General features: G+C 65.3%; 20 protein-coding genes. 11 read left to right on the top strand and 9 right to left on the bottom strand.

Annotation, left to right across the window (positions count from 1 at the left end):
* Positions 1-17 precede the first annotated feature (17 nt).
* The gene (locus QCE63_RS05805; protein WP_309833703.1) at positions 18-176 is read right to left on the bottom strand and encodes a DUF6726 family protein; all 159 of its coding nucleotides are present in this window, start codon (positions 174-176) and stop codon (positions 18-20) included.
* 46 nt (positions 177-222) lie between these two features.
* On the bottom strand, positions 223-1,485 hold the full coding sequence (purT, locus tag QCE63_RS05800) for a formate-dependent phosphoribosylglycinamide formyltransferase (RefSeq protein WP_309831394.1): 1,263 nt from the start codon (positions 1,483-1,485) through the stop codon (positions 223-225).
* A 13-nt stretch (positions 1,486-1,498) separates the two neighbouring features.
* Here purT and QCE63_RS05795 point away from each other — a divergent pair, with 13 nt between their 5' ends.
* The 3 genes from QCE63_RS05795 to QCE63_RS05785 all read left to right on the top strand — a co-directional run bounded on the left by QCE63_RS05795 (position 1,499) and on the right by QCE63_RS05785 (position 6,207).
* Positions 1,499-1,729, top strand: coding sequence for a hypothetical protein (locus tag QCE63_RS05795; RefSeq protein WP_309831392.1), 231 nt, complete (start codon positions 1,499-1,501; stop codon positions 1,727-1,729).
* 80 nt (positions 1,730-1,809) lie between these two features.
* Entirely contained in the window at positions 1,810-2,406 is a 597-nt protein-coding gene (locus QCE63_RS05790) for an META domain-containing protein (RefSeq protein ID WP_309831390.1), read from the top strand.
* Positions 2,407-2,604: 198 nt separating this feature from the next.
* Positions 2,605-6,207 carry a DNA translocase FtsK gene (locus QCE63_RS05785; protein WP_404990115.1) on the top strand — a complete coding sequence of 1,201 codons (3,603 nt, stop codon included), beginning with the start codon at positions 2,605-2,607 and terminating at the stop codon, positions 6,205-6,207.
* A gap of 28 nt (positions 6,208-6,235) precedes the next feature.
* On the opposite strand, the gene QCE63_RS05780 is transcribed toward QCE63_RS05785, so the two are convergent.
* The 3 genes from QCE63_RS05780 to QCE63_RS05770 are packed head-to-tail and all read right to left on the bottom strand — an operon-like array spanning position 6,236 to position 9,276.
* Positions 6,236-7,309, bottom strand: coding sequence for a transporter (locus tag QCE63_RS05780; RefSeq protein ID WP_309831386.1), 1,074 nt, complete (start codon positions 7,307-7,309; stop codon positions 6,236-6,238).
* A 32-nt stretch (positions 7,310-7,341) separates the two neighbouring features.
* Positions 7,342-7,965, bottom strand: a complete 624-nt coding sequence (locus tag QCE63_RS05775) for an antimicrobial peptide resistance and lipid A acylation PagP (protein ID WP_309831384.1) — start codon at positions 7,963-7,965, stop codon at positions 7,342-7,344.
* A 36-nt stretch (positions 7,966-8,001) separates the two neighbouring features.
* Entirely contained in the window at positions 8,002-9,276 is a 1,275-nt protein-coding gene (locus QCE63_RS05770; RefSeq protein WP_309833701.1) for a lactonase family protein, read from the bottom strand.
* 295 nt (positions 9,277-9,571) lie between these two features.
* Between QCE63_RS05770 and QCE63_RS05765 the strand changes: the two genes are divergently transcribed.
* On the top strand, positions 9,572-9,724 hold the full coding sequence (locus QCE63_RS05765) for a DUF3096 domain-containing protein (protein WP_309831382.1): 153 nt from the start codon (positions 9,572-9,574) through the stop codon (positions 9,722-9,724).
* A 136-nt stretch (positions 9,725-9,860) separates the two neighbouring features.
* On the opposite strand, the gene QCE63_RS05760 is transcribed toward QCE63_RS05765, so the two are convergent.
* A complete protein-coding gene (locus QCE63_RS05760; RefSeq protein WP_309831381.1) occupies positions 9,861-10,109 on the bottom strand; it encodes a hypothetical protein in 249 nt (82 codons plus the stop codon).
* A 481-nt stretch (positions 10,110-10,590) separates the two neighbouring features.
* Here QCE63_RS05760 and QCE63_RS05755 point away from each other — a divergent pair, with 481 nt between their 5' ends.
* Positions 10,591-12,465: a glycoside hydrolase family 15 protein gene (locus QCE63_RS05755; protein ID WP_309831379.1), complete on the top strand. Its 1,875-nt coding sequence runs from the start codon at positions 10,591-10,593 to the stop codon at positions 12,463-12,465.
* A 375-nt stretch (positions 12,466-12,840) separates the two neighbouring features.
* A complete protein-coding gene (locus QCE63_RS05750) occupies positions 12,841-14,112 on the top strand; it encodes a polyhydroxyalkanoate depolymerase (protein WP_309831377.1) in 1,272 nt (423 codons plus the stop codon).
* Positions 14,113-14,200: 88 nt separating this feature from the next.
* Here QCE63_RS05750 and QCE63_RS05745 read toward each other — a convergent pair whose 3' ends face one another.
* Positions 14,201-14,833, bottom strand: a complete 633-nt coding sequence (locus tag QCE63_RS05745; protein WP_309831375.1) for a TetR/AcrR family transcriptional regulator — start codon at positions 14,831-14,833, stop codon at positions 14,201-14,203.
* A gap of 390 nt (positions 14,834-15,223) precedes the next feature.
* On the opposite strand from QCE63_RS05745, the gene rsxB reads away from it, so the two are divergent.
* The 3 genes from rsxB to QCE63_RS05730 all read left to right on the top strand — a co-directional run bounded on the left by rsxB (position 15,224) and on the right by QCE63_RS05730 (position 17,255).
* Positions 15,224-16,078 (top strand): electron transport complex subunit RsxB, encoded by an 855-nt coding sequence (gene rsxB / locus QCE63_RS05740; protein ID WP_309831373.1) that lies wholly within the window; start codon positions 15,224-15,226, stop codon positions 16,076-16,078.
* Positions 16,079-16,094: 16 nt separating this feature from the next.
* Positions 16,095-16,739, top strand: coding sequence for an endonuclease III (gene nth / locus QCE63_RS05735; RefSeq protein WP_309831371.1), 645 nt, complete (start codon positions 16,095-16,097; stop codon positions 16,737-16,739).
* Positions 16,740-16,823: 84 nt separating this feature from the next.
* Complete coding sequence (locus QCE63_RS05730; protein ID WP_309831367.1) at positions 16,824-17,255, top strand: DUF1841 family protein; 432 nt, start codon at positions 16,824-16,826, stop codon at positions 17,253-17,255.
* Between the two features lie 87 nt (positions 17,256-17,342).
* Here QCE63_RS05730 and QCE63_RS05725 read toward each other — a convergent pair whose 3' ends face one another.
* Together QCE63_RS05725 and QCE63_RS05720 are read right to left on the bottom strand one after the other, a co-directional pair.
* Positions 17,343-17,717 (bottom strand): c-type cytochrome, encoded by a 375-nt coding sequence (locus QCE63_RS05725; RefSeq protein ID WP_404990084.1) that lies wholly within the window; start codon positions 17,715-17,717, stop codon positions 17,343-17,345.
* A gap of 42 nt (positions 17,718-17,759) precedes the next feature.
* Positions 17,760-18,125: a c-type cytochrome gene (locus tag QCE63_RS05720; RefSeq protein WP_061121774.1), complete on the bottom strand. Its 366-nt coding sequence runs from the start codon at positions 18,123-18,125 to the stop codon at positions 17,760-17,762.
* A gap of 396 nt (positions 18,126-18,521) precedes the next feature.
* Between QCE63_RS05720 and QCE63_RS05715 the strand changes: the two genes are divergently transcribed.
* Together QCE63_RS05715 and QCE63_RS05710 are read left to right on the top strand one after the other, a co-directional pair.
* Complete coding sequence (locus QCE63_RS05715) at positions 18,522-19,364, top strand: MoxR family ATPase (protein WP_309831364.1); 843 nt, start codon at positions 18,522-18,524, stop codon at positions 19,362-19,364.
* A gap of 18 nt (positions 19,365-19,382) precedes the next feature.
* Positions 19,383-20,558 (top strand): VWA domain-containing protein, encoded by a 1,176-nt coding sequence (locus tag QCE63_RS05710; RefSeq protein ID WP_309831362.1) that lies wholly within the window; start codon positions 19,383-19,385, stop codon positions 20,556-20,558.
* Positions 20,559-20,578 lie beyond the last annotated feature (20 nt).

Here is a 20,578-nt window from a genome sequence, read left to right as displayed (position 1 = left end):
CGGCCGGTGCCCCGCCGTCAGGGATCGATGACGTCCGCGCAGACATCGGTGGGCGCGGCCGCGACATGCCCGACCACCGGCACGATCTTCAGTCCCGCCGAAGCGATCCGGCACGGCGCGGCCGCCAGTCCGCATCCCGAGAGACCCAGGGTGGCCGCGATCAACGCGGCCAACATGCTTGCTTTCACTTGTCTGCTCCCGCCGGCTCGATCAGCCGCGCATTCATTCAACCTTCACAGGCCTCACCTTCGACGCCGCCTCGCGCGCGCGTGCGCGTGCTTCGGCGGTGTCGGCGCCCGTGGCCACCGCGACGCCCATGCGGCGCTTCACGAAACTCTCCGGCTTGCCGAACAAACGCAAGTCCGCACCCGGCACCGCGAGCGCCTCGGCGACGCCCTCGAACGCGATGCCCGCCTCGTCCAGCCCGCCATAGATCACCGCCGACGCGCCGGACGTGCGCAAGGTCGTATCGACAGGCAAGCCGAGGATGGCTCGCGCGTGCAGTTCGAACTCCGAGAAACGTTGCGTGGCCAGCGTCACGAGCCCCGTATCGTGCGGCCGCGGGCTGACTTCGGAGAACCACACGTCGTCGCCGCGCACGAACAACTCGACGCCAAACAGTCCGCGCCCGCCGAGCGCTGCCGTCACCTGCGCGGCCACCTCGCGCGCGCGTTCGAGCGCAACCGGACTCATGGCCTGCGGCTGCCATGACTCGACGTAGTCGCCCGCCACCTGCACGTGACCGACCGGCTCGCAGAAATACGTCTGCGTCGCGCCGCTGGCGGGGTCCGCCGCGCGCACCGTCAACAGCGTGATCTCGTACTCGAAATCGACGAAGCCCTCGACAATCACGCGCCCGTGATTCACGCGCCCGCCCGCCATTGCGTATTGCCACGCCGGCTCAACGTCGGCTTCGCTCCTGAGCACCGACTGCCCCTTGCCCGACGACGACATCACCGGCTTCACCACGCAAGGAAACCCGATCCGGCCGATCGCGGCCTTCATTTCGTCGAGCGAGTTGGCGAACGCATAGGGCGAAGTGGGCAGGCCGAGCGTTTCGGCAGCGAGCCGGCGAATGCCCTCGCGATTCATCGTGAGCTGCGTGGCGCGCGCGGTCGGGATCACCGTGACCTGGCCCGCCGCCTCGATCGCCGCGAGCGCGTCGGTGGCGATGGCCTCGATTTCCGGCACGATCAGATGCGGCTGCTCCTGTTCGACCAGTGCTTGCAGCGCGGCGGCATCGGTCATGTCGATCACGTGCGCACGATGCGCGACCTGATGACCCGGCGCGTTGGCATAACGGTCCACGGCGATCACTTCCACGCCCAGCCGCTGCAACGCGATGATCACTTCCTTGCCGAGCTCGCCCGCGCCCAGCAGCATGACGCGCGTGGCGTGCGCCGACAGCGGCGTGCCGATGCGCACTGCGCCCGTGTTGGCTGCTTGCGGGCCGGTCGCCGCTGGGCGAGGTGAAACGATGGACATGACGTGCTCCGGAATGAAACGTGAAGTGTTGAATGCGGCGGCGGAATTCGCGGAATCCGCAGAATTGGGCCGGATGTTAACACGCAGCGTCCGCGCCACGAGACTCGTCCGTTTGGCCAGCGGACAGAATCGAAAGTTCTCCGGCGGCCCCGGCATTTCGCCTGTCGACCTGCATTGCATGATTGAATTCCGTGCCTTTCGCCATCGCTGCGCTGGCCATTCTGTCGGCGTTACACCCGGCTGATCATTTCGCTGCTGTTGTCGCTGGACAAATCGTAGGACGAGTGCGATACGCTTACGGTTTCGCCCGCTCCAGGATCATCGATGCCCACGTCCCTCTTTCGCGCGTCCGCTTCGCGCTCATCGTCCCGTTTTCTCTCGCGGATCACGCGCGCGGCCGCCGGAGTGGGCGCCGCGTTGACCGTCGCTAGCCTGGTTTCCGGCTGCGCGATACCGAAACATACGGATGCAAGCGCGCCGCCCACCGATCCGTACAATCCCGCCGCCACGCAATTGCTCGACGACACCCAATGGCAACTGGCGCGCTGGACGGATGCAACCGGCCAGACGCGCGCGCTGCCGGGCGGCGCTCAGGGCACGGCTCAAGCGGACGCCGCGAGTTCCGGCCAGCCGCTCACGCTCGACTTCTCGACTGCCAGCGGCCGCAGGCGCGCGAGCGGCTTCTCGGGCTGCAACCGCTTTGCCGGCACGTACGACCTGAAGGACGGCAAGCTCAGCTTCGGTCCGCTGGCGGGCACGCGCATGGCCTGCGCAGGCGGCGCGGGCGCCGCGCTCGAGCAGCCCTATCTCAACGGACTCGCGCATGTCGCCCGAAGCGGCGTGCAGATGAATCCGCCGCCGTCGCTGCAGCTCACGCTGGAGGACGGCCAGGTGCTCGTCTTCGCGCCGCGCGCCAAATGAGTGCAATGAGGAACGCGATGAACGTAGCGCACGTGGCGAAGCCATGAACGCATGTGTTGCATGCTTGCGGCAGGCGCCTCGTGCACACGCGCCACCCGTTAAACTGCTCGCTCCAACCGCCCGGCCTCCTCACGCAACACACACGGCCGGGCAGCACTCCCTGTCTCATTCAACATCGGTTCAAACTCAGGCATGCACATGGTAGTTCTCGGCTGGTTCGGTGCATCGGTCATCTGGTTCGGCTTCCTGCTCTGGCGTCTCGTCAGGCTGGCGTTGCCGGGCGGCGACACGCGCCGCGGCCCCGGCACGATCCGCCTCTGGCTCAGCTTCGTCGCTGTGCTGCTTTCAAGCAGCATCTTCGAGGGAACGCTTGCGCGATCGCTCGAAACGCAATTGAACATCAATCGAGGTGGGCGCGCGCTCGCATCCGCGCTGAGCGAACTGGCGCATCCGGCCGGCGCGGGCGCGCTGGCCGCGCTGGTACTGGCCATCTTCCTGCCGTCGCTGGTCGAGTTCAGCTGGCGCAGCGTGCTCGCCTGGGCCGACGAGGCCTTCGGCTTCGGCCTGCCGCAAGCGTGGCTCACGCCCCGCGAACGGCCCGCCGAAGCGCGCCCCCGGGAAAGCCGCGGTCAAGCGGCCCAAGCGGCCCGCGACAAGTCGGCCGGCTGGTTCGAGCGCCGCGCCCAGGCCCGCACCGCGCGCGCCCCGCGCGAGGTTCAGGAGCGCAGCGTCCGCGCCGAGCGCTTCGACGCGCTGACGTCGCGCGTCGCGCCCGACGAACCAACGCTCGGCCTGCCGACGGCAAAGCGCGGCAGCCGCTATCAACGACCGACGCCGTGGCGCCCGCCTGCCGTGGGCAAGAGCGCCACGCGGCACACGAACGGCGGCGTTGAAGCTCATGCGCCGCGCGCGGGCCTCGACACGGGCGACGCCGCGCATCGCCCCCAACTGAGCGAACCGGTCGCGCCCGCGGGCTGGCTGAAACCCGGAGCGCCGTCGTCAGGCGTCGCCCGTGACGGCCGTTCGCCTTATCCGGCGCGCCAGGCGTCCGCGTTCGCTGCGTCGGGTTCGGGCCTGCGGGCCTCCATTGCTGCCAACGCGCCCGCCAGCGCGAAGCCCGCTCCCATGAACCCGGGAGTGAATCCTGGTGTTAGCCGTCCGCGTGGGACGGCCACGTCGATGTCAGCACAGCGCACCGCGGCCGCGGCGAGTTCGGTGAGCGCATTGGCGACGGCCTCCGCGCCAGCCACGGCAGGCCCGCGCGCCGTTGCCCGCGGCCCGATCACGGGCTCGCAGCTTGCATCTGGCAGCGTCAAACGCGCTCCGCTGAATCCGGGCGTTGCACCCGGCGCGCGCGAATTCACCACCGCCCCGCTGGCCGCGCCCGCCTTTTCTCGCCTGGCGACGCCACCCGCACCAGCCGGCCCGCCGCCCGCACCCGAATCGATTCAGGCGACGCTGCGCTCCATCGAGGAGAAAACCGCCCTGTGGACGTCGCTCGCCGGCGCAAGCCTCGTGCGCGGACACGTGGCCATGGCGAAGTCAGGACAGCCGTCGAACGACGAAACCTCGTCCGCTCGAGGCGAGCCCGAACCGTACGGATCGCGCAAGCCTGATCTGGAGCACGTGACGATTGCCGAGGAACCGCACACGCATCGTGGAGACGCCGAATACGCCGACGCGCCACTGATCGACGCGCATCTGATCGCGCCTGCGCTCGTCGAACCTGCGCCGTTGTTCGAGATGCGCATGCCGGAGCCACCGGCATCGGCGCTGCCCGTCATGCCGCCTGCGCTCGATGCCCCTTTCGACGCCCCGATGGTCGCCCAACCGCCCGTGCCGCCGGAACCCAAAATCGGCGTACCGCCTGTCGAGCACGCGCCGGAAGCAGCCCTGCCGCCGGAACCGCCGCTGCCCGACATCAGCGAGCCCGCTCCGTCCGTGGCGCCGCTCGACGAAGCGCCGCTCGACGAAGCCCTGCGCGATGCCGACCAGACGCCGCCGTGGCTGGATCTGCCCGAAACCGGGGTCGATAGCGTCGAACCGCCCGCGCCGCCGCGCCTGCACACGCTCGACGCGCCGCGCGAGGACGCGCTGGCAGACGCGCTGGCAGGCGATCAGGATGAGGATCAACGCCAGGTGGCGGGCGACGAATGGGCGTCGCGCTCGAACGTCGTCCGCTTCCCGATCACGACGACAGCCACACTGGCCGCGACACCGGCCGCCACCCCTGCACCGCCCTCTCTCGCCGAGCCGCGCGCGCCCGTGCGCGGCTTCACGTCGACCGAATTCGAATTCCATGCGCCGCACGCGTCGCCCGTCGAATTGCCCGGCCTCGACCTGCTCGAACCCGCCGCAGACGAAAGCGAGCCCGTGTCCGAGGAGCGTCTCCTCGAAACCGGCCAGTTGATCGAGCAACGCCTGCAGGAATTCAAGGTGCCGGTGACGGTGGTCGGCGCATCGGCCGGACCGGTGATCACGCGCTTCGAGGTCGAGCCCGCGCTCGGCGTGCGCGGCAGCCAGATCGTCGGCCTGATGAAGGATCTGTCGCGCGGCCTCGGCCTCACGTCGATCCGCGTCGTCGAGACGATTCCCGGCAAGACCTGCATGGGCCTCGAACTGCCCAATCCGAAGCGCCAGATGATCCGCCTCTCGGAGATTCTCCGTGACGACGTCTATCGCACGTCGAAGTCGAACCTGACCATCGCGATGGGCAAGGACATCGTCGGCAATCCGGTCGTCACGGATCTCGCGAAGGCGCCGCACATGCTGGTCGCGGGCACCACCGGCTCGGGCAAGTCGGTCGCGGTCAACGCGATGATCCTCTCGCTGCTCTACAAGGCGAAGCCCGAGGACGTGCGCCTCATCATGATCGACCCGAAGATGCTCGAGCTCTCGGTCTACGAAGGCATTCCGCATCTGCTCGCGCCCGTCGTGACCGACATGAAGCTCGCGTCGAACGCGCTCAACTGGTGTGTCGGGGAGATGGAAAAGCGCTATCGCCTGATGTCGGCGGTCGGCGTGCGCAACCTGCAAGGCTTCAACCAGAAGATCCGCAACACCGAAGCCGCCGGCAAGAAGCTCTCGAACCCGTTCTCGCTCACGCCCGACGCGCCCGAGCCGCTCTCGACGCTGCCGCTCATCGTCGTCATCATCGACGAGCTGGCCGACCTGATGATGGTCACCGGCAAGCAGATCGAGCAGTTGATCGCGCGGCTCGCGCAGAAGGCGCGCGCGGCCGGCATCCACCTGATTCTCGCCACGCAGCGCCCGTCCGTCGATGTCATCACCGGCCTCATCAAGGCAAACATTCCGACGCGGGTGGCGTTCCAGGTGTCGTCGAAGATCGATTCGCGCACGATCCTCGACCAGATGGGCGCGGAATCGCTGCTGGGCGCCGGCGACATGCTGTTCCTGCCGCCCGGCACCGGCTATCCGCAGCGTGTGCATGGCGCGTTCGTCGCGGATGACGAAGTGCATCGCGTGGTCGAGTATCTGAAGCAGTTCGGCGAGCCGGAATACGAGGAAGGCATTCTGTCGGGTCCGACATCGGAAGGCGGTGGCACCCAGGATCTGTTCGGCGAGACGCCGGACGCCGAAGCCGATCCGCTTTACGACGAAGCCGTGGCCTTCGTCGTGCGGACACGGCGCGCGTCGATTTCGTCGGTACAGCGGCAGTTGCGCATCGGCTATAACCGCGCGGCGCGGCTGGTCGAGCAGATGGAAAGCGCCGGTCTGGTCTCGCCGATGGGCAGCAACGGCAACCGTGAAGTGCTCGCGCCGCCGGGACCAGGCGAGTAAGGCCTGCGTCCGGGCACGCGCCCGAACCTCACCACAGCCGCAAGCGGCGCAGCAGGAAGATCGTAATGGCGGCGCATGCCGTCATTACGCCGACCACGACCCAGAACGACGCCGGGTCCTTCGTGCCCGGCAGGCCCGCCACGTTCATGCCGAAGATGCCGGTCACGAGCGTGGCCGGCAACAGCAAGGCCGACATGATCGCCAGCCACAGCAGCTTGCGGTTGATGTCCTCGGAGAGCGCCGCTGCAATTTCGTCCTGCAGCAGCTTGGCGCGCTCGTAAAGTCCTTCGAGGCCGCCGCCCAGACCGTTCAATACTTGAATGGCCTGCACCAGCGCTTCCATCGAACGCGGCTCGGCCCATTCGAGCCGGCGCAGCACAAGCTGGGTCAGCGCGTTGCGCTCCGGATCGATGAAGCGCTTGACCTCCACGATGCGCCGCCGCACATCGCCCAGCAGCGCGCGGCAGCGTGAATGCCCGCCTTCGAGCACGGTTTCCTCGACATCGTCGAGACAGTCGCCGAGTTCGTCGATGCGATCCGCGAAGGTATCGTTCAGTGCGCGGATCAGGCCCGCGAGGAGATCCACCGGGTCGCGGAAGGTCGTGCCTTCCAGCAGCGCGTGACGCAGGCGGTCGGTGGATTGCAGCGGCCGCGCGCGCACCGTGATCATCCGGTGCCGATCGACGTAAAAACGCAGCGCGCCGGTCGCGCGGTTCGCCTCGCGCGCGTCGGGCGCGGCCGCATTGGCCGTCTTTGCGACGAGTTCGAGATCCGCCACGACGCCGTACATGAAGTTCGTGCCGATATGCACGCGCGGGCGCTTGTCCTCGCCGTTCAGGAATTCGCGCGCCACGTCCGGCATCGACGCGACGCCTTCGAGCCAGCCCTCCACCGTGTCGTCGTTGGCGGACAGATGCAGCCACGTCATGTTCTCGCCGACGATCGACGCACGCGCCTCGTCCCAGGTCAGCCGCAGCGCCTGGCCGCCGGTGAAGCGAAACGCAGTGATGAATCCCGGCGGCGCCGAGGCGTCGCGCTTTTCGGCGGGGTGGTGAGGATCCGTTGCGCGTTCGTGCGCTTCGATCGGTCGAGTCGTATTCAAAATGCTTTCCCTGCAATTGCCTTGCGTCTGCATCACGCGAGACTTTCGCTGCATAAGAGCCGAGGAACGGCGTTGCGTCGCATCGTACTAGAACGCGTAGCGTCCCCAAAAGAACGCGACGTCGCCGTCGTTGGGCCCGGGATGCGCGGGATGATCGCCGCCATGACGGACGCGCGCCGGTAACGCACCGAACCCACCGGCAAGGCGAGCGGCAACGGCACATAGTGGGCCACGTCGCTGCGCGCAGTGACGCCGACGAAAAATCCCCCGCCCGCCTGCAAACCGCCCAGCACCGGCTTCGTGTACCACTGACGCGCGTAACCGCCGATCGGCTCGACGTTGTGATGCGAGTCCGAAAACGCGAAGGCGAAGGCGAACAGGATGTCCTCGTTGCCGTCGGCGCCGGTCCAGTGCCTGCCCAGGCCGCCGCCATACGACCACGGATTCAATTCCCGGCGGTTGTCGAAGCCGTCGATGTGCCAGCCGTAGCCTGTCACATAGAGGTCCCAGGTGCCGTCGCGCGCGACGCGCGTCACCCGCTTGCACGCCGACGCCATCCAGTCGCGCTTGTAGTCGCACTGGCCATCGGCCGCATGCGCGACGAGCGGCGCGCACAGCGCAAGCGCCGTGCACAGCATGAGGAGGCTTCGCTTCATCGTCGTCGGAACGGCCACTGCGCGCACCGCTCGTCTTCAGGAAGGCGAAACGAACTTGAAATCGACCGGTGAGCCGATCGACAGCCGCTTCGGATCCGACGCCAGCTCGCCCGTCTGCGGGTCGCGGCGGTAGAAATACACGCTGTCGCTCTCCTGATTGCCGACGACGAGCCAGCGCCCGGTCGGATCGATCGCGAATTCGCGCGGCGTCTTGCCGAGCGTCGGATAACGGTGCAGCAGCTTCAGCTGGCCACTGGCCGGATCGACCGAGAACGCGACCAGTTCGTTCGCGTCGCCACGGTTGGTCGCATAGAGGAAGCGTCCGTCCGGCGAGAGATGCAACGCCCCGCCGCCAATCTTCCCCCGGAAGCCCGACGCGAACATCGGCACGCTTTGCGTTTGCGTGAGCTTGCCGTCGCGGTAGTCGAACACGAGCACCGACGCGCTCAGTTCCGTGGTCAGATAGGCGTGCCGGCCGCTGGCGTCGAACATCAGATGGCGCGGGCCGGAGCCCGGCTTGATCGGCGTGTAGCGCGCTTCAGTCGGGCCAAACAGGCCGCGGCTGCTCGCGACCGGGTCTGGCGTATAGCGATAGGAAAACACCTTGTCGACGCCCAGATCCTGCGCGAACAGATACTTGCCGTCAGGCGAGAACACCGTGGAGTGAACGTGCGAATTGTCCTGACGGCCCTTCACCGGACCGCTGCCCTCGTGATGCACGGTCAGGACGGAGGTGCCCACGCGGCCATCGGCGGCCAGCGGAAACACTGCAAAGCTGCCGCCCGGATTCGACGCGACCGAGTAGTTGGCTGTCAGCAGATACTTGCCGTCGGGCGAGATCGCGAGATAGCACGGATCGTTGCCTTCTGACGAGACCCGGTTGAGAAAGCTCAACTGTCCGCTCGCGCGATCGAAGCGAAACGCGCTGATGCCGCCGCGCTGCGAGGCCGGACCGTTGTCGCCGGGCAATTCGTTCACGGCGTACACGTAATTCCGGTCGCGGCTCACGACCAGATACGACGGATTTACCGTCTGCGCGGAGGCGATGCGCGACAGTTCGCCGTTGGCCGTATCGAAGCGATAGACGTAAATGCCTTCGCTCTTGCCGCCGGCCGTATAGGTGCCGATGAGCAGATCGAACACCTGTGAGCCGGCTGCGTTGCCCGCCGCGCCGCCCGCCGCACCGCTCATCGAGGCCGGCGCGGCGGGCGTTTGCGCGAAGCTCTGCGCCGCCGCCAGCGACAGCATCAGCGCGATCCCGCGCACCCAAGCCACCGGCCTCCCGCGCAAGGCCACCGGCCTCCCGCGCATCAGGCGCGCGTCTTGCAAGGTGCGGGGGAACGTGGTGACGCCGCCGATTGGGCTCGAATGCATGAAACCTCCTCTTCGTCTTTTTGCTGCGTGTTGTTCAGGGGGGCGATGCGCGACCGAACCCGAGGCGGCCCTCGCATGACCGACGACGTGCGGGAGCAAGTTCTGCTCCAAAGGACGCCGAAGGCACCCAAGGTTCATGACGGGTTCAGGACTTCATGAAGACAGTGTCGAGTCCAAGATACACCACGCACGACGGGCCAACCGATTCAAACCAACAACAGGAGTTGCCGCCATGAACGTTCATCTCGCACTGGGACCGCTGGTTTCGCTGATCGCCGGGATCCTGATTCTCATCATGCCGCGACTGTTGAATTTCATTGTCGCGATCTATCTGATCGTCATCGGGCTGATTGGCCTCTTCGGCATGGGCTCGACGCATTTCTGAGCACAGCGGCGCCTTTCCTCCGGCAACGGACGCGCGAACGCGGATGCACGGCTCATGCCGTGCATCCGCGTGGGAAGTGTTCGTAGTCGGAGAAACCCGGCTGAGGCGTGCCGGGAATAGCAGCTCAGTCAGCAGATCAGCCGTTGGCGAGCCGCTCCAGCCGAAGCCGCCCTTGCAGCGACAGCGCGCCCACCGATACCCCGCTCACGTCGAAGGTATAGCGGCTGAAGCAGCCGCGTTCGGTGAGAAAGGCGGCGGCGGCTTCCATGGCGTTACGCGACAAGCCCAGATGCCGGTGATCGAGCGTGAGCAGCGCTTGCGGATGCGCGATGTCGCTGACGGCGGAAAGGACGGCGATGCAATCGGCTTTCGACGGATAGAGCATGGAATTCCGTTCCTCGAAAACGTTACGTTGGAGACGGGCCCACTGCGCATGGCGTGGCGGCAATGAGCAGGACCAGGAAAACAGGACGGATGAAACTCAACGGAAAGACTCATGAAAGCGGCACATCGTGCGATGCGCATGAATTAGCGCTGCTACCTTTCACGAAGCTTCATTCTAAACATCAGGCCAATGGCGGATCAATGGCGCGAACGGCGCAAAAACCGTCTTTTTCCGCCAGACCGGCGTGACACGCAGTCGCATGTCCGAGGTCGCACAGGCTGCTGTCAGACGGCGCGTTTCCCTGCCCATATCGAACGATTGCGGCAGAATGCGGCCAGAAGGCATGCACGCGGCGCGCTTCAAGAACCCTAACCCGATGGCGCCGCGCTTCGCCCAGGACGCGCAGCGTCCCGGATCCCTGGCTCAACCCACGGCGCGCGTCGACGCATGACGCACGCCGCAAGCAGGAAGATGTTCGCTTATGCCCGCTTTGATTGAAGACTACGCCATGGTCGGCGACGGCCACACGGCAGCCCTGATCTCACGCGACGGTTCGGTCGACTGGCTCTGCTGGCCGCGCTTCGACTCTGCCGCCTGTTTCGCCGCGCTGCTCGGCACGCCCGAGCATGGCCGCTGGCTCCTCACCCCCGACCTGCCCGATGGCCAAAACCCCGTCATCACGCGGCGCTATCGCGGCGACACGCTGGTGCTCGAAACCGACTTCGAGACGCCCCAGGGCGCGGTGACGATCATCGACTTCATGCCCTTGCGCAATGGCCATTCGGAACTCGTGCGCATCGTCGTCGGACGGCGCGGCACGGTGCGCATGAAGATGGAGCTCGTGCTGCGCTTCGACTATGGCTCCGCCGTGCCGTGGGTCAGCCGTCTGCCCGATGACAGCGGCATCCGCGCGATCGCAGGTCCCGATCTCGCCGTGCTGCGCACGCCGGTGGATCTCGTCGGCGAGAACATGCGCACGACCGCCAGCTTCGAGATCAGCCCGGGCGAACGCGTGCCCTTTTCGCTGTGCTATTCGCAATCGCACCTGCGCCTGCCGCCCGCCCACGATCCTCACACCCAGCTCGCCCGCACTGAAAACCACTGGAGCGAATGGTCCAGCCAGAGCGAACTCACCGGCCAGTTCGCGCCGGCAATCCGCCGCTCGCTCATCACGCTCAAGGCGCTGGCCTACGAGCCGACGGGCGGCATCGTCGCCGCGCCCACGACCTCGCTGCCGGAGCAGCTGGGCGGCACGCGTAACTGGGACTATCGCTACTGCTGGCTGCGCGACGCGACCATCACCCTGCTCGCGATGATGCGCGGCGGCTACTACGACGAAGCCCGCGCCTGGCGCGCCTGGCTGGGCCGCGTGATGGCCGGCTCGCCAGCGCAGATCCAGATCATGTACGGCATCGCCGGCGAGCGCCGTCTGCCTGAGTGGGAGGTTCCCTGGCTGCCGGGCTATGAGGGCGCGGCGCCGGTGCGCATCGGCAATGGCGCGGTCAACCAGTTGCAGCTCGATGTCTACGGTGAAGTGATGAACGCGCTGCACCTCGCGCGCGTGGGCGGGCTGCAGAGCGACGAAACCGCCTGGTCGATCCAGTGCGCGATGCTCCAGCATCTCGACACGGTCTGGCAGGAACCCGACGAAGGCATCTGGGAAGTGCGCGGCGGGCGTCAACACTTCACCTTCTCGAAGGTGATGGCGTGGGTGGCCTACGACCGGGCGGTCAAGTCGGCGGAAACCTTCGAGCTGCCGGGCCCGATCGATCACTGGCGCGACATGCGCTCGCGCATCCGCGCCGAGGTGCTGAAGAAGAGCTGGAACCCGAAGCTCAACTCGTTCACGCAGGCTTACGGCAGCGAAGCGCTCGACGCGAACCTCCTGTTGATCCCGTTATTGGGTTTCCTGCCGCCGAAAGATCCGCGAGTAATCGGCACCATACATGCGATCGAGACGACTTTGACGCACGATGGTCTCGTCAAGCGGTATCACACGACCGAAGTCGAGGATGGCTTGCCGCCGGGGGAAGGCACGTTTTTGGCTTGTAGCTTCTGGCTGGTGGACAACCTGGCGTTGCAGGGCCGGATCGACGAGGCGCACGCGATGTTCGAGCGGCTCGTGGGCCTGGCCAACGACGTCGGTCTGCTGGCAGAGGAATACGATACCGTGGCGCGGCGCATGGTCGGGAATTTCCCGCAAGCCTTTACGCACGTAGCGCTGGTGCACACCGGGATGAACCTGATGCGTCACGAAGAGGAAATGGCAAAGGCGACCGGCCAGCCAACCGGCTCCGAAGGCCATGCGGAAGACGCAGCGCAAGCGGAGATCGATGCGGCTTCGGGCGAGTCCTAAATGCTTGTTTTTGCTGGCGAGAACCATGCTCGGACGGTAATATTGGTGCAATGCACAAAATGTATCCTGTTTTTAAGTAAGGTCTGAAGAGTTGTGTAAAATCTGGCAGTTTCGACCGACCGATTGAATCGAACGGGCATTACCCGGAAAATCCTGCGCTCAAGATCAAAGAGCCAGCCGTCGTTAAGTGAAAAGAGCGTCGCTTCCGTGTGAAGCGGCAGTGATCGCAGGAAGACAGTGCCTCGGCCGTGCGGCGTCAGCCCGCTGCGCAGCCGGGGATCATCCAGTACCGTTGAACGTCGTCGCCGGGCCGTGCTTTTTCGGGTCGCAGGCATCAACGGGCGTCCGGTTCCAACCGGCGTTACCGGGGCAACCATGCTCTATCAAATTCACGAATTCCAGCGAGCGGTGCTGTCTCCCCTCACAGCATGGGCTCAGGCAGCATCGAAGTCCTTCGTCAACCCGGCCAGCCCGCTCGCCTACGTGCCCGGCTCCACGCGCTTCGCCGCCGCCTACGAACTGCTCTACCGGCTGGGCAAGGATTACGAGAAGCCGGAGTTCGAACTGCATCAGATCGTCAAGGACGGTCACAACATTCCCATCGTCGAACAGACGGTGATCGAGAAGCCCTTCTGCCGGCTGCTCCGCTTCAAGCGCTTCGCCGACGACAGCGCCACCGTCACCAAGCTGAAGAACGAACCCATCGTGCTGGTGTGCGCGCCGCTGTCCGGCCATCACTCCACGCTGCTGCGCGACACGGTGAAAACCCTGCTGCAGGATCACAAGGTCTATATCACCGACTGGCTCGACGCCCGCATGGTGCCGATCGAAAACGGCCCGTTTCATCTGGACGATTATGTCGAGTACATCCAGGAGTTCATCCGTCATATTGGCGCGAAGGACCTGCATGTGATCTCGGTCTGCCAGCCGACGGTTCCCGTGCTCGCCGCCATTTCGCTGATGGCGAGCCGCGGCGAAGACACGCCGCGCACGATGACGATGATGGGCGGCCCGATCGACGCGCGCCGCAGCCCCACTTCGGTCAACTCGCTGGCGAACGAGCATTCCTACGAATGGTTCGACAACAACGTCATCTATACGGTGCCGGCGAACTATCCGGGCGTCGGCCGCAAGGTCTATCCGGGCTTCCTTCAGCATGCGGGCTTTGTCGCGATGAATCCGGAGCGGCACCTGACCGCCCATTGGGACTTCTACCAGAACCTGCTGCGCGGCGACGACGACGACGCCGAGCAACATCGCCGCTTCTACGATGAATACAACGCCGTGCTGGACATGGCCGCCGAGTATTACCTCGAGACCATCCGCATCGTGTTCCAGGAGTTCCGGCTCGCGGAAGGCACGTGGGAGGTGAACGACGAGCTGGTGCGTCCGCAGGACATCAAGCACACGGCGCTGTTCACCATCGAGGGCGAGCTGGACGATATCTCCGGCAGCGGCCAGACGCGCGCCGCGCATGATCTGTGTACCGGCCTGCCCGCAAGAAACAAGCGCCACTTCACGGCAGAGAAGGCCGGCCACTATGGCATCTTCTCGGGCCGCCGCTGGCGCACGATGGTGTATCCGCAACTGCGCGAGTTCATCCTCGAACACGACAAGCAGCCGAAGAGCGAGGCTGTGCCCGCCTGAGGTCTGCTCTGCTTTCAGCGCAGCACAAAAGAAAACGTCGCGCCCGCTTCCGAGCGCGACGTTTTGCTTTCTGCAACGCACACGGCTTTCAGCGCCGCGTCAGATAAGCCAATAACAGCTCGGTATTCATGCGCACGATCTGCTCGCGCTGATGGGCTTCGTTGAAGTCGAGTCCGAAGGTCGCTTCGAGCGTGAAGCGGTTCGACACGATGTAATAACCGAGACCCGAGAGCGTGACGTAGAACCGGAGCGGATCGACGTTATTGCGGAACAACCCGGCTTTCTGCCCGCGTTCGAGAATGGCGGTCAGCGTCGTGACGATGGGCGAGATCAGCTCGCGCATCCGGTTCGATCCCTTGATGTAGCGCGCCTCATGCAGGTTCTCGTTATTGATGAGACGCAGCAGTTCCGGATGGTCGCGGTAGTAATCCCAGACGAAATGGGCGAGGCGCGTCATGGCTTCGATGGGCGCGACGCCATCCAGTTCGAGCGTGCGTTCGGCCTCGACGAGCGCGGCCAGCGCATGCTCCAGGACCGCCGTGAACAGCTGCTCCTTGCTGCCGAAGTAGTAATAGAGCATGCGTTCATTGGTTTCGGCCCGGCGCGCGATCTGGTCGACGCGTGCGCCGAACAGGCCACCGGCTGCGAACTCCTCCGCGGCGGCAAGCAGGATACGGCGCCGGGTGCCTTCAGGATCTCTTTTGATTTTCGGCTGATTCATGGTGGCATGATTCGGGAGCCGCGTTGCCGGATGAGCGTCACGCAGCCCGAGACGGGACGCATGACGTGAACGGGCGCGCCAAGGTGATTGGGGAACACCGTCCTGCGGTCAAACAAGAGCGATTTGATTATGCGCATATCTAAGAACGTTGGCAATTGGGATTGAAAGCCAGCCGTCACCCCTCCGCCGACTTCGGCGATAATGACGGACAAAACCGGGCACGCGCCCGCAGACGGGACGCGTGACCCACCCACAATGCAACCGGCCTGGAACAGGCAGTGTGCGAGCTGCTTCGAACCGGCAGCGCTTCCAGCGCCTTCGAAGCATCCGGCCCACGCGGCGCCGTCCGCATCCACGCTGCGCCGTTCCCCCGCATCAAAGCACTTCCCCGTGACCGCAACCGTTTCCACCACGCTCGCCGAGCGCATCGAAGACCTGCTGCCGCAGACGCAATGCACCAAGTGCGGCTACCCGGCGTGCCGGCCTTATGCCGAAGCCATCGCCGCCGGCGAGGCGAATATCAACCAGTGCCCGCCCGGCGGCGCCGAAGGTATTGCGCGCATCGCGACGCTGCTCGGCAAGCCGGTGATCGCGCTCGACCCGACGCATGGCATCGAACGGCCGCGGCCGCTGGCCGTCATCGACGAAAGCGTGTGCATCGGCTGCACGTTGTGCATGCAGGCCTGCCCGGTCGATGCCATCGTCGGCGCGGCGAAACAGATGCATACGGTCATCACGGAACTGTGCACGGGCTGCGATCTGTGCGTGCCGCCCTGCCCGGTCGATTGCATCGCGATGATGCCCGTCACCGGCACGCGCACCGGCTGGGACGCCTGGAGTCAGCCCGAGGCCGACGCCGCCCGCACGCGTCACGACCGCCGCACGGCGCGTCTCGAGCGCGAACGCGCGGCCGCCGAAGCGAAGGCGAACGCGCGCCAGGCATCGCGCACGGCGCAGGCGCCGGAGGCGAGCGCGGCGACATCGACGCCGCAGCCCGCGTCTGCCGCATCGCCCGCCCCGGCAGACGATCCCGAAGCGAAGAAACGCGCGATCATCCAGGCCGCGCTGGACCGCGCGCGCAAGAAGAAGGAAGAGATGGCGAAGCTCGGCGCGGGACCGAAGAATACGGAGCACGTGAGCCCCGCAGTGCAGGCTCAGATCGACGCAGCCGACGCGCGCCGCCGCCGTCTCGGCCTGAAAGAAGACGACACGCCCGCGCCGCTGGATCCCGATAAACCCGCGTGAACCCGGACCTCGACCCATGAACGCCAGGAAGCGCCACGCGATCTTCGAAACGCTGCAAAGCCTGAATCCGCATCCGGTCACCGAGCTCGAATACACGACGCCCTTCGAGCTGCTGATCGCCGTGATGCTCTCCGCGCAGGCCACCGACGTCTCCGTCAACAAGGCCATGCGCAAGATGTTTCCGCTCGCGAATACGCCGGCGGCCGTGCTGGCGCTCGGTGAGGAAGGCGTGACGGAGCATATCCGCACGATCGGGCTTTATCGCACGAAAGCGAAGAACGTGATCGCGACCTGCCGCATTCTCATCGACCAATACGGCGGCGAGGTGCCCGACAACCGCGAAGCGCTCGAAGCGCTGCCGGGCGTCGGCAGGAAGACGGCCAATGTCGTGCTGAACATCGCGTTCGGGCAGCCGACCATCGCCGTCGACACTCATATCTTCCGCGTCGCGAATCGCACCGGTCTTGCGCCCGGCAAGGACGTGCGCGCGGTGGAAACCGCGCTCGAGAAGTTCACGCCGACAGAATTCCTGCACGACGCGCATCACTGGCTGATCCTGCACGGCCGCTACGTCTGCAAGGCGCGCGTGCCCGAGTGCTGGCATTGCGTGATCGAGCCGCTGTGCGAGTACCGTCCGAAGACGCCCGCGCCGGTGGAGTGAGCCGGGTTTGAGCGGCGAAAAGCCGTGCGGGCGTACAATACTGGGCTACGAAAACCCGCAAACCCGCAATCGAATCAGCACCTTATGTTCAATCCCAGCCGCGACGAAGTTCGCCAGTTCTTCACTGACGCCTGGCGCAAGGAACGCGCCGGCGAGATCCTGACGCCGCTCGAAAGCATGGCTGCCGACTGGATCAGCGAGCATCCGGAATATCACGACGCATTGGCCCATCCCGAAGCGCGCGAAGCAGACTATTCGCCCGATCGCGGCCAGACCAACCCGTTCCTGCATCTGTCGATGCATCTCGCCATCAGCGAACAATTGTCCATCGACCAGCCGCCGGGCATCCGGCGCGCGCATGACAAACTGGTCGCGCGCCTCGGTTCGCCGCACGACGCACAGCACGCGATCATGGATTGTCTCGGCCAGGTCATCTGGGAAGCACAGCGTTCGAACACGCCGCCCGATACCGATGCCTATCTCGCGCTGATCGAACGGCGCGCCTCGCGCGACTGACGCGCGCCAGGCAACGCCAACGCAGCCTCACCAAATGAAACACCCCGCAAGCGCGGGGTGTCGATGGAACGGCCGAAGCTTCAGTACTTACTTCTTCAGCACAAGACTGCCGTCGAGCGACTCGATGTAAGCCGCGAGATCCTTCAGATCGCTCGGTGAGAGGCTTTGCACCTGTGCCGACATGATGGCGTTATTGCGGCCGAAGTTCGGATTGTTGCCGCCGATCTGATACTGACGCAGCGCCCAGTAGATATACGTGGCGTGCTGGCCCGCGAGCCGCGGATACTCTCCGCTCACCGGCTTGTTGAGACCGGGGCCGTGACAGGCCGCGCAATTGTGGCTGTCGGACAGCGCTTTACCGTTGCTGATGTCGGCCGCGTGCGCCGTGCCGAGCGCCGTCATGCCGATCAGCGCCGCCGCGCATGCTGCCTTGATGCTGCGAAGTGCCTTCGAGGGCTTCATGAATTCTCCTTCCCGTTGTCGCTTTGCGGTGTCACGCGCGGATTACTTGTCGGGATTGTTCTTTGATTGGGGAGTCTGCGCGGCGTAGTACGCGGCGATATCGGCGATGTCCTGATCCGACAGCGTGGTCGCGATGGCGCGCATCGTGTCGAAATGACGGTCGCCCTTCTTGTAGGCATGCAGCGCGTTGGCAATGTACTGCGCGTTCTGGCCGCCCAGCATCGGCACTTCGTAGACTTCGGGATACGCGGTGCGATAGCCGGGGATGCCGTGGCAGCCGATGCACATCGCAACCTTGCCCTCTGCGGCCTTCGCGTTGCCGACGACGTCGGCCGACGCCTGGGTCGCGAAGCCGGCGAGACCGGACAGCGCTGCAATCACGGCACATTTGCCGACAAAATTGTTCATAGCTCTTCTAACCTGGCTTGAGGGGAAATCCGGCGCTCACAAGGCCGCGGCCCGCGCCGAGCGCATACAACCTTCTCGGGACTGTTTGCTGCTTCAGGGTCTGGCGCCACGCAGGCCAAAAAAATCGCGCTAATTGTACCGCGCGACCCACCCTCCGTCCACACGCGCACCCTCTCGCAGCCTTGCTGGCAAGGGGAATCGCCTGAAAAGGACTGCGCTTCGCTGCGACAATTCGTCCCTGTACAAGCAACGAGCCCGCCTGCGCACTCGCTCCGGACCCACCCGGCGCAGCGCCGAACCTGCGCGTGAAGCGGCTCACACGATACCCGGCGGCCCCCGATGTCGGAAGGGCTTCTGACTTATACTGGGATTTTTTTCTCCGACCGGATCTTCGTCATGCGTTTCGAGGGCTCATCGCAGTACGTCGCAACCGACGATCTCAAGCTCGCGGTGAACGCCGCGATGACGCTGCAACGGCCGCTGCTGATCAAGGGCGAACCCGGCACCGGCAAGACCATGCTGGCCGAGGAAGTGGCCGGCGCGCTCGGCATGCCGCTCCTGCAATGGCACATCAAGTCCACAACGAAGGCCCAGCAAGGTCTGTACGAATACGACGCCGTCTCGCGCCTGCGCGACTCGCAGCTCGGCGATGAACGCGTGAAGGACATCCGCAACTACATCGTCAAGGGCGTGCTGTGGCAGGCGTTCGAGTCGGACCAGCCGAGCGTGTTGCTGATCGATGAAATCGATAAGGCCGACATCGAATTCCCGAACGATCTGCTGCGCGAACTCGACCGCATGGAGTTCTACGTCTACGAGACGCGCGAATTGATCAAGGCGAAGCAGCGCCCGCTCGTCATCATCACGTCGAACAACGAGAAGGAACTGCCCGACGCGTTCCTGCGCCGCTGCTTCTTCCACTACATCCGCTTCCCCGATGCCGGGACGATGAAGGCCATCGTCGAGGTGCATTTTCCGAACCTCCGCCAGGACCTGCTCGCCGCGGCGATGCAGAGCTTCTTCGAACTGCGCCAGGTGTCGGGGCTGAAGAAGAAGCCGTCGACGTCCGAATTGCTCGACTGGCTGCGCCTCCTGCTCGCCGAAGACATCGCACCCGAGGCGCTGCGCTCGGCGGACGACAAGCAGATCGTGCCGCCGCTGCACGGCGCCTTGCTGAAGAACGAGCAGGATGTCGCGCTGTTCGAGCGGTTGTTGTTCATGAACCGCAATCATCGTTGAGCCGATGGTGAGCGCGCCATGCTGATCGACTTCTTCTACTCGCTGCGCGGCGCGAAGCTGCCCGTCTCGGTGAAGGAATACCTGACGCTGCTCGAAGCGCTGAAGGCGCAGGTGATCGCGCCGTCGCTCGACGAGTTCTACTTTCTCGCGCGCATGACGCTCGTGAAGGACGAGAAGTACTTCGACAAGTTCGATCGCGCATTCGGCGCGTACTTTCACGGGCTCGCACAACTGCCCGACGAAGCCTTCGACATTCCGCTCGACTGGCTCAAGAAGCGGCTCGATCGCGAGTTCACCGCCGAGGAAAAGAAGCGTATCGAGGCGCTCGGCGGTCTCGACAAGCTGATGGAGCGCCTCAAGTCCCTGCTCGACGAACAGAAGGAACGTCACGAAGGCGGCAGCAAGTGGATCGGCACCGGCGGTACGTCGCCGTTCGGACATGGCGGCTACAACCCGGAAGGGATTCGCATTGGCGGGGAATCGTCGGGGAACCGCACGGCGGTGAAGGTGTGGGACGAGCGCGCCTATCAGGACTACGACGACCAGGTCGAGATCGGCACGCGCAACATCAAGGTCGCGCTGCGGCGGCTGCGGCGCTTCGCGCGCGAAGGCGCGGCCGAAGAACTGGATTTGCCCGACACCATCCGCAGCACCGCCGCGAACGCTGGCTGGCTCGATATCAAGATGGTGCCCGAGCGTCATAACAACGTGAAGGTGCTGATGCTGCTCGACGTCGGCGGCTCGATGGATGACCACATCAAGCGCGTCGAGGAGCTATTCTCCGCCGCCAAGGCCGAGTTCAAGCATCTCGAGTTCTATTACTTCCACAACTGCGTGTACGACTATCTGTGGAAGCACAATCGGCGCCGTCATCAGGAACGCACGCCGACGCTCGACGTGATGCACAAGTTCACGCCGGACTACAAGCTGATCTTCGTCGGCGATGCCACCATGAGCCCGTACGAGGTGTTGCAGCCGGGCGGCTCGGTCGAATACAACAACGCCGAAGCGGGCGCCGTGTGGCTGCGCAGGCTCGCCGACCAGTTCCCGCATCACGCGTGGCTCAACCCCGAGCCCGAGCGTCTGTGGGAATACCGCCAGTCGATCGGTGCGATCCGCCAGATTCTTGGCAATCGCATGTACGGCCTCACGATGTCCGGCCTCGAAAGCGCCATGCGGGCGCTGTCGAAGTAATTCATAGAAAGCAAACAGCA

It is taken from the genome of Caballeronia sp. LZ065 (genome assembly GCF_031450975.1).
Taxonomy (GTDB): Bacteria; Pseudomonadota; Gammaproteobacteria; order Burkholderiales; family Burkholderiaceae; genus Caballeronia.
This window is presented reverse-complemented; position numbering and strand designations above follow the sequence as displayed.

Bases quoted from the DNA above. Each gene is read 5' to 3' on its own strand.
- QCE63_RS05785 (WP_404990115.1), top strand. From the start codon at position 2,605: ATGGTAGTTCTCGGCTGGTTCGGTGCATCGGTCATCTGGTTCGGCTTC.
- QCE63_RS05765 (WP_309831382.1), top strand. From the start codon at position 9,572: ATGAACGTTCATCTCGCACTGGGACCGCTGGTTTCGCTGATCGCCGGG.
- QCE63_RS05795 (WP_309831392.1), top strand. From the start codon at position 1,499: ATGAAACGTGAAGTGTTGAATGCGGCGGCGGAATTCGCGGAATCCGCA.
- QCE63_RS05710 (WP_309831362.1), top strand. From the start codon at position 19,383: ATGCTGATCGACTTCTTCTACTCGCTGCGCGGCGCGAAGCTGCCCGTC.
- QCE63_RS05745 (WP_309831375.1), bottom strand. From the start codon at position 14,833: ATGAATCAGCCGAAAATCAAAAGAGATCCTGAAGGCACCCGGCGCCGT.
- QCE63_RS05805 (WP_309833703.1), bottom strand. From the start codon at position 176: ATGTTGGCCGCGTTGATCGCGGCCACCCTGGGTCTCTCGGGATGCGGA.
- QCE63_RS05725 (WP_404990084.1), bottom strand. From the start codon at position 17,717: ATGAAGCCCTCGAAGGCACTTCGCAGCATCAAGGCAGCATGCGCGGCG.
- QCE63_RS05755 (WP_309831379.1), top strand. From the start codon at position 10,591: ATGCCCGCTTTGATTGAAGACTACGCCATGGTCGGCGACGGCCACACG.
- purT (WP_309831394.1), bottom strand. From the start codon at position 1,485: ATGTCCATCGTTTCACCTCGCCCAGCGGCGACCGGCCCGCAAGCAGCC.
- QCE63_RS05750 (WP_309831377.1), top strand. From the start codon at position 12,841: ATGCTCTATCAAATTCACGAATTCCAGCGAGCGGTGCTGTCTCCCCTC.
- QCE63_RS05770 (WP_309833701.1), bottom strand. From the start codon at position 9,276: ATGCGCGGGAGGCCGGTGGCCTTGCGCGGGAGGCCGGTGGCTTGGGTG.
- QCE63_RS05790 (WP_309831390.1), top strand. From the start codon at position 1,810: ATGCCCACGTCCCTCTTTCGCGCGTCCGCTTCGCGCTCATCGTCCCGT.
- nth (WP_309831371.1), top strand. From the start codon at position 16,095: ATGAACGCCAGGAAGCGCCACGCGATCTTCGAAACGCTGCAAAGCCTG.
- QCE63_RS05760 (WP_309831381.1), bottom strand. From the start codon at position 10,109: ATGCTCTATCCGTCGAAAGCCGATTGCATCGCCGTCCTTTCCGCCGTC.
- QCE63_RS05775 (WP_309831384.1), bottom strand. From the start codon at position 7,965: ATGAAGCGAAGCCTCCTCATGCTGTGCACGGCGCTTGCGCTGTGCGCG.
- QCE63_RS05720 (WP_061121774.1), bottom strand. From the start codon at position 18,125: ATGAACAATTTTGTCGGCAAATGTGCCGTGATTGCAGCGCTGTCCGGT.
- QCE63_RS05715 (WP_309831364.1), top strand. From the start codon at position 18,522: ATGCGTTTCGAGGGCTCATCGCAGTACGTCGCAACCGACGATCTCAAG.
- QCE63_RS05730 (WP_309831367.1), top strand. From the start codon at position 16,824: ATGTTCAATCCCAGCCGCGACGAAGTTCGCCAGTTCTTCACTGACGCC.